This window comes from Mycobacterium sp. TH-M11 (assembly GCF_057473725.1).
In genome coordinates this window covers 1-6,939 of record NZ_JBYCLD010000077.1, presented here as the reverse complement: position 1 = coordinate 6,939, position 6,939 = coordinate 1, and the positions used below count along the sequence as shown (strand labels likewise).

General features: G+C 65.6%; 7 protein-coding genes. 5 read left to right on the top strand and 2 right to left on the bottom strand.

The genetic code is table 11. The annotated features are described in order from the left end of the window. Positions 1-569: guanylate cyclase (locus AC2VOG_RS03195; RefSeq protein ID WP_486938468.1), on the bottom strand; the 569-nt coding region annotated here is incomplete at its 3' end. A 59-nt stretch (positions 570-628) separates the two neighbouring features. On the opposite strand from AC2VOG_RS03195, the gene AC2VOG_RS03190 reads away from it, so the two are divergent. The 3 genes from AC2VOG_RS03190 to gnd all read left to right on the top strand — a co-directional run bounded on the left by AC2VOG_RS03190 (position 629) and on the right by gnd (position 3,536). Then, positions 629-787 (top strand): hypothetical protein, encoded by a 159-nt coding sequence (locus AC2VOG_RS03190; RefSeq protein WP_428341012.1) that lies wholly within the window; start codon positions 629-631, stop codon positions 785-787. Between the two features lie 310 nt (positions 788-1,097). Beyond that, the gene (locus AC2VOG_RS03185; RefSeq protein ID WP_486938467.1) at positions 1,098-2,498 is read left to right on the top strand and encodes a glucose-6-phosphate dehydrogenase; all 1,401 of its coding nucleotides are present in this window, start codon (positions 1,098-1,100) and stop codon (positions 2,496-2,498) included. 15 nt (positions 2,499-2,513) lie between these two features. Then, positions 2,514-3,536, top strand: a complete 1,023-nt coding sequence (gnd, locus tag AC2VOG_RS03180; RefSeq protein WP_486938466.1) for a phosphogluconate dehydrogenase (NAD(+)-dependent, decarboxylating) — start codon at positions 2,514-2,516, stop codon at positions 3,534-3,536. Between the two features lie 16 nt (positions 3,537-3,552). Here gnd and AC2VOG_RS03175 read toward each other — a convergent pair whose 3' ends face one another. Then, complete coding sequence (locus AC2VOG_RS03175; RefSeq protein ID WP_486938465.1) at positions 3,553-4,416, bottom strand: alpha/beta fold hydrolase; 864 nt, start codon at positions 4,414-4,416, stop codon at positions 3,553-3,555. Positions 4,417-4,684: 268 nt separating this feature from the next. On the opposite strand from AC2VOG_RS03175, the gene AC2VOG_RS03170 reads away from it, so the two are divergent. Both AC2VOG_RS03170 and AC2VOG_RS03165 read left to right on the top strand, forming a co-directional pair. Beyond that, positions 4,685-5,584, top strand: coding sequence for an alpha/beta fold hydrolase (locus tag AC2VOG_RS03170; RefSeq protein WP_486938464.1), 900 nt, complete (start codon positions 4,685-4,687; stop codon positions 5,582-5,584). Between the two features lie 94 nt (positions 5,585-5,678). Continuing rightward, complete coding sequence (locus AC2VOG_RS03165; protein ID WP_486938463.1) at positions 5,679-6,926, top strand: alpha/beta hydrolase fold domain-containing protein; 1,248 nt, start codon at positions 5,679-5,681, stop codon at positions 6,924-6,926. Positions 6,927-6,939: the final 13 nt, after the last annotated feature.

Here is a 6,939-nt window from a genome sequence, read left to right as displayed (position 1 = left end):
TCCTCGTAGGTGACGGCCACGGTCTCGGCGCAGTAGGCGGATTCGAAGCCTGCCTTGCGCTGTTCTGCTCGGCGCCGACGGGTCGCTTCGCGCACGCGGGAGTCGATCCAAGGGAGCCCGCGTACCCAGTCGTACCTGGTCGGGAGCTGACCGCGCAGCCACCGCAGGGTCAGCCGGGTGGTGGACGGAAATGGCGTGCCGTCCATGCGCGCGATAACGCGCAGCAGCCGATTCTCCTGCTCCTGGTCGATGTCGGGGGTCATCTGACGCAACCAGCAGCGCTGCCCGTACCGGGTCAGCCAGCGCTCGACGGCCTCGCGGGCATCATTGAGCTGCACACCCCGGTGGTTGGTCGCAGACCAGACGTCGGTCAGCTTGTCGCCGAGCTCGGCATGCCACATCAACGGCGGCAGGTCCTCGATCGCCACCGTCATACCGACGTGGTTGACGGGGCTGTTCGACAGGGTCTGGATCGCCCGGTCGGGGCCCGAATGCCCGCGGAACAGCCAGACGTCGCCGGTTCTGGTGTGTTCCAGGGCTTGACTCAACCCAACCGTGTGCGTATTCACCACCGAACCATATGCACATAGCGGTCCCGCCAGGATGCACTCGCGAATACCCTGGGCCGATGCGCACCGTCTGGAAGTTGCTGGGCTTGGCCGGGGTTGTCGGGGTGGCAGCCGGCGGCGTACTGGTGGTCCGCGACCAGCGGCGGCGACGGGCTTACACACCCAACGAGATCCGTGACCGGCTGCAACAGCGACTGGCCGAGGCGGGCGAAGACTAGCGGCTAAGCCGCGGCCACGGCGTTGAGCCGGTGGGCGCCGGCGAAGCCTTTCAGCTCTGCCTCTCGGTCGCCACGATGACTGGGGTCGCGGAGTGAATCGCTGGCAGCCGGATTCACATGGTGTCGAAAAATCAACTGCGCGTAAATATTTCGCTAGTGTTAGCTGCCGAAGGTTTGCCCACCCGGATGAGCGGCTATCTGTTGGTTGTCGGGTGCAGGCGTAGTGTTTAGGGTTGACGCTGGCTGCGGCTAATTGATCTAGGCAGCTGATGAGCCGCGTTGACCAGCCGATTTCTCCTGGAGGTTTTCATTGGCCGAATTCGGCACCGACGACTCAGACTTAATGGTGATTTTCGGTATCACTGGCGACTTGGCCCGCAAGATGACGTTTCAGGCCCTTTACCGGCTCGAGCGCCGCGGGTTGCTGCAGTGCCCGATTCTGGGTGTCGCCAGCGACGACATCAGCGTCGACGAGTTGGTGAAGCGTGCCCGCAAGGCGATCGAAGGCACTGGTGAAAAGGTCGACGGAAAGGTCTTCGACCGCTTCGCCAAGCGGTTGTCCTACCTGCACGGCGACGTCACCGGCGCCGCGCTCTACGACACGCTGGCCACCCAGATCGGTTCCACCCAGCACTGCCTGTTCTATCTCGAGATGCCGCCGTCGCTGTTCGCGCCGATCGTGGAGCACCTGGCCGGGGCCGGGCTGCTGACCGGATCGCGCGTCGCGGTGGAGAAGCCGTTCGGTCACGACCTGAAGTCTGCACTCGAACTCAACGAGCGACTGCGTGCGGTGCTCGACGAGGACCAGATCTTCCGGGTCGACCACTTCCTGGGCAAAGAACCGGTTGTCGAACTGGAGTATCTGCGGTTCGGCAATTTGGCCCTGGCCGGACTGTGGGATCGCCACAGCATCTCCGAGATTCAGATCACCATGGCCGAGGACTTCGGCGTCGACGACCGGGGCAGCTTCTACGACGGGGTCGGAGCCTTGCGCGACGTCGTGCAGAACCACCTGCTGCAGGTGCTCGCCGGAGTCGCGATGGAGCCGCCCGTCGGGCCGAGCGCCGACGACCTCAACGACAAGAAAGCCGATGTGCTGCGGGCGATTCCGGCGATTGACCCGCAGCGCACCGTGCGGGGCCAATACCGCGGCTACACCGAGATCGACGGCGTAGCCAAGGATTCGGACACCGAGACCTTCGTGGCGCTGCGAGTCGAGATCGACAACTGGCGCTGGGCGGGGGTGCCGATCTTCCTGCGGGCAGGCAAGGCCCTGACCGAGCGGGTCACCGAGGTCCGACTGTTCACCAATCGTGTTCCGTCGCTGACCTTCCTGTCGGACCGCCGGCGCGCGCAGCCCAACCAGATCGTGCTGCGCATCGACCCCGACCCCGGACTGCGGCTGCAGTTGACTGCGCTCGACGGGGATCGGTGGCGCGACCTGCACCTCGATTCGTTGTTCATGGCTGACCTGGGCGAACCGCTGCTGCCCTACGAGCGGCTGCTGCACGGCGCACTGACCGGCGATCACCAACTGTTCGCCCGCGAGGACGGGATCGAGGAGACCTGGCGGATCGTGCAGCCGCTGCTGGATCACCCCGGCGAGATCCACTCCTACGAGCCCGGGACCTGGGGGCCCGACCAAGCGCGCGAATTGCTGCGAGGACATCGTGGCTGGCAACAGCCGTGGCTAGCCGGTAATCACCATTAAGGAGAACCAGACAACATGCAACTAGGGATGATCGGCCTGGGCCGAATGGGCGCCAACATCATCCGCCGAGTGGTGGCGGCCGGACATGAGGGCGTGGTCTACGACCACGACTCGGACGCCGTGAAAGCGTTCGACGGTGTCGACAAGGTCACCGGGGCGTCATCGCTGTCGGATTTAGCCGAAAAGCTCGATGCGCCAAGGGTTGTCTGGGTGATGGTGCCCGCCGGAACGATCACGACCGGGGTGATCGACGAGTTGGCGACGACGCTGGAGGAAGGCGACATCGTCATCGATGGCGGCAACTCCTACTACCGTGACGATCTCAAGCATGCAAAGACGCTGTCCGAGAAGGGTATTCACCTTATCGACTGCGGCACCAGCGGGGGCGTGTGGGGCCGCGAGCGCGGTTACTGTCTGATGATCGGCGGCGACGACTACGCCTTCGAGCGCGCCGAGCCGCTGTTCGCCACCATCGCACCGGGCGTCGGCGCCGCGCCGCGCACCCCTGGCCGCGACGGCCAGGTCGCAGAACCCGAGCAGGGCTATCTGCATTGCGGCCCGACCGGCGCCGGGCACTTCGTGAAGATGGTGCACAACGGTATCGAGTACGGAATGATGGCCTCGCTCGCCGAGGGCCTGAACATCTTGCGCAATGCCGACATCGGGACTCGGGTTCAGCAGGGCGACGCCGAGACTGCGCCACTGTCAAATCCCGAGTGCTACAAGTACAACTTCGACATCGCCGACGTCGCCGAGGTGTGGCGCCGCGGCAGCGTCATCGGCTCGTGGCTGCTGGACCTCACCGCGATCGCGCTGAACGAATCGCCCGACCTCAAGGAGTTCTCCGGACGGGTGTCCGACTCCGGCGAGGGCCGCTGGACCGCGATCGCGGCAATCGACGAAGGGGTTCCGGCGCCGGTGCTCACGACCGCGTTGCAGTCCCGCTTCGCCTCGCGCAGCCTCGACGACTTCGCCAGCAAGGCGCTCTCGGCGATGCGCAAGCAATTCGGTGGTCACGCGGAGAAGCCGGCCAACTAGCGGGTCGCCGCGAGCCCTAACGCGTCGCGAAGGTAACCACGACGTCGCTGAATGCGTCGTTGTCGTCGCCGGCTGCGGTATGGCCGGCGCCCGACAGTTCGACGAACTCGGCGCCTGGCACGGTGTCGAGGAAGTGCGTCACTCCTTCGGGGCTGACCACGTCGGAGAGTTTGCCGCGGATCAGCAACACCGGGATCTTCAGGTCGGCGGCGGCCCGCTCGAAGTTCTCGGTACGCAGTTCCGGGTCGTCGCCCGGCTTGGTCATGAAGGCCGGATCCCAATGCCAGTACCAGCGGCCGTCGCGCAGTCGGAGGTTCTTCTTCAGCCCCTCCGGGCTGCGCGGCCTGGTCCGGTGCGGCAGGTAGGCGGCGACCGCGTCCGCGGCCTCGTCGAGGGTCGCGAAGCCGTCCAGGCCGCTGAACATGAAGTCGCGGATGCGGGCGCTGCCGTTCTTCTCGAACCGCGGCACGACGTCGACGAGGATCAATCGGTTGACCCGTTCTGGTCCGGCCCGGTCGGCGACGAGGATGCCGGTCAGACCGCCCATGCTGGCCCCGATCAAGATCACCGGACGACCGATGGCGTCGAGGACCTGCATGACATCGGCGCAAAGCGTCTCGACGTGGTAGTCGGCGTCGGGCGATCGGTCGCTGTCGCCGTGGCCGCGGCTGTCGAGCGCGACGACGTGGAAGCCCTGGTCGGCCAGCACTTGGCCGGTCCTTTTCCAGGAGTGCCGATTCTGTCCGCCGCCGTGCAGCATCAGGACGCTCGGTCGATCGGTTGACGCCTCGGTCCTGCGCCCCCACTCGTCTGCGACCAGGGTGAGCCCCTTGATGACGGAGAACTCGACGGTTCTGGGGGTGTTGCGTGCGGCAGTCACGGGTGGGTCCTCTCGGTCGATCGCACTCTGACGTTACTCAGATGGGTTTCGGTGTTCACCGGGGTCTACCTCAATGGGTCCTGCGCATCCACCCGAGCCATGCATGAGATGCACGAGTACTTGCCTGACCAACTACGTTGGGAAACATGCCCATCGATGCCGCGCACGTGTTGCCGGCCCAGCGATCCTCCGGGGTGGCGGGGATCGGGCTGGTCGCGCGTCTGGTCTCGTCGTGCGCCCGAGACTGCCCACGCAAAGGACCCAGGTGATGACCGAACACCGCTGGATCGACGTCAAAGCCCCAGCCGTGGAGTTGAAGGCACTCGCGTGGGGGCCGACTGATGGGCCAATTGCGTTGTGCCTACATGGTTTTCCCGATACCGCGTACGGCTGGCGCAAGGTCGCGCCCCGGCTGGCCGAATCCGGCTGGCAGGTGGTGGCGCCGTTCATGCGCGGCTACGCGCCGTCGTCGATCCCGATCGACGGCAGCTATCACATCGGTGCCCTGATGGACGACGCGCTGCAGGTCCGCGCCGCTGTCGGCGGCACTGAACGCGATGTGGTGATCGGGCACGATTGGGGTGCGATGGCCGCCAACGGCCTGGCCGCGATTCCGGACAGCCCGTTCGCCAAGGCGGTGATCATGTCGGTCCCGCCGGCGGCGGCGTTCCGGGGCCGAGTCCCCGACACCGTCCGGCTGCTGGCTCAGATCCCGCCACAGCTGCTTCGCAGCTGGTACATCATGTACTTTCAATTGCCCTGGCTGCCAGAGCGTTCCGCCTCCTGGGTGCTGCCACGACTGTGGAAATCCTGGTCGCCCGGCTACGACGCCAAAGCCGACCTGCGCCATGTCGACGCCGCGATCGGCACGCCCGAGAGTTGGCGCGCCGCGCTGGGGCCTTACCGCGCGACGATCCGCAACTCCCGTCCGCCGATCCAATACCGGGACTTGCACCGGCACTGGACATCGCGGCCCATGCTGCCGAGCCTGTACCTCCACGGACGCGACGACGGTTGCATGACATCGGCTTTCACGCGCTGGATTCCTAACGCGCTGCCCGACGACAGCGACGTGACCGTTGTCGACAACGCCGGGCATTTCCTCCAACTCGACCAGTCGGACAGGGTCGCCGATCTGCTCCTCGGCTTCATCGGCCCGGCTCGCTAAACCGCACGCATGTTCCCTAGGGTCACCAGACATATGTCCTTGAGGTAGCCAAAGTGACGCAAGTGGTTTCAGTGACTAACTTTGCTGTGGTTAAGTGAAGGCCGTGAAAAAGTTGTCAGCTGTCGTGGCTTCTCTGGCCAGCGTCGCGATCACGGCAAACGGCTATCGGCCGCTGAGTAAACGCGGATATCTCTCGATGTACGCATTCGCGGTGGGGGTGTTCGCCTCGGAGTTGCCGCTGCAGGTGATCGCCGCTCAGGTGGCACTGCTGGCCGCGATAACCGGCAGGCTCTCATCCCCGCTGGCCAGATTCAGTTGGCTGGTATCCGCGCTGTCCTGGCTGGGATTGATGCGCCTGGACCGCATTGGCCACCAGAGCAAGCAACCGCTGACCGCGGCGCTTGATGCCGGCCTGGGTCACGACCGTCGCACCGATTCCACGGATCTATGGAAGCGGCCGGCCGGTCCGGGCACGGCGAAGTCGCCGGGCGTGTTCCGGATGGCGCGCATCTATCGCGACTACGCGCACGACACCGACATCGCCTACGGGGAATACGGGACGCGGAATCACCTCGACATCTGGCGCCGGCCAGACCTCGATCGCAACGGTAAAGCACCTGTGCTGCTGCAGGTCCCGGGCGGCGCCTGGATGGTGGGAAGCAAACGGCAGCAGGCCTATCCGCTGATGAGCCACCTCGCTGAGTTGGGCTGGGTATGTGTCGCGATCAACTACCGGCTCAGCCCGCGCTCGACGTGGCCCGACCAGATCGTCGACGTCAAGCGCGCGCTGTCGTGGACGAAGGAACACATCGCCGAGTACGGCGGCGACCCGGACTGGGTGGCGATCACCGGCGGTTCAGCCGGCGGCCACCTGAGCGCCCTTGCCGCGCTTACGTCGAACGATCCGCGGTTTCAACCCGGCTTCGAGGACGCCGATACCACTGTGCGGGCGGCGGTTCCGTTCTACGGCCTCTACGACTTCAACCACCAGGCGGCCGTTCATCCGCTGATGGCCCCGATGCTCGGCAAGTACGTGTTCAAGCGGGGGCGGCGCGATATCACCGAGGCATTCAAGGCAGCCTCGCCGATCACCTACGTATCTCCCACCGCGCCGCCGTTTTTCGTGCTACACGGAACCAACGACTCACTGATCCCGGTAGAGCAGGGCCGTGCGTTCAGCGCGCGGCTCCGTGAACTCAGTCGTCAGCCTGTGGTTTACGCCGAACTGCCTCTCGCGCAGCACGCCTTTGACATCTTCGGGTCGGCGCGGGCCGCCAACGCCGCGGTCGCCGTCGAGCAATTCCTCGCCGAGATCTACGCCAAGACCAACGCTTCGGTCTAGTCTGGCGCGCGCC

Excerpts from the sequence above, each read along its gene's own strand:
- AC2VOG_RS03170 (WP_486938464.1), top strand. The coding sequence starts at position 4,685 with ATGACCGAACACCGCTGGATCGACGTCAAAGCCCCAGCCGTGGAGTTG.
- AC2VOG_RS03190 (WP_428341012.1), top strand. The coding sequence starts at position 629 with ATGCGCACCGTCTGGAAGTTGCTGGGCTTGGCCGGGGTTGTCGGGGTG.
- gnd (WP_486938466.1), top strand. The coding sequence starts at position 2,514 with ATGCAACTAGGGATGATCGGCCTGGGCCGAATGGGCGCCAACATCATC.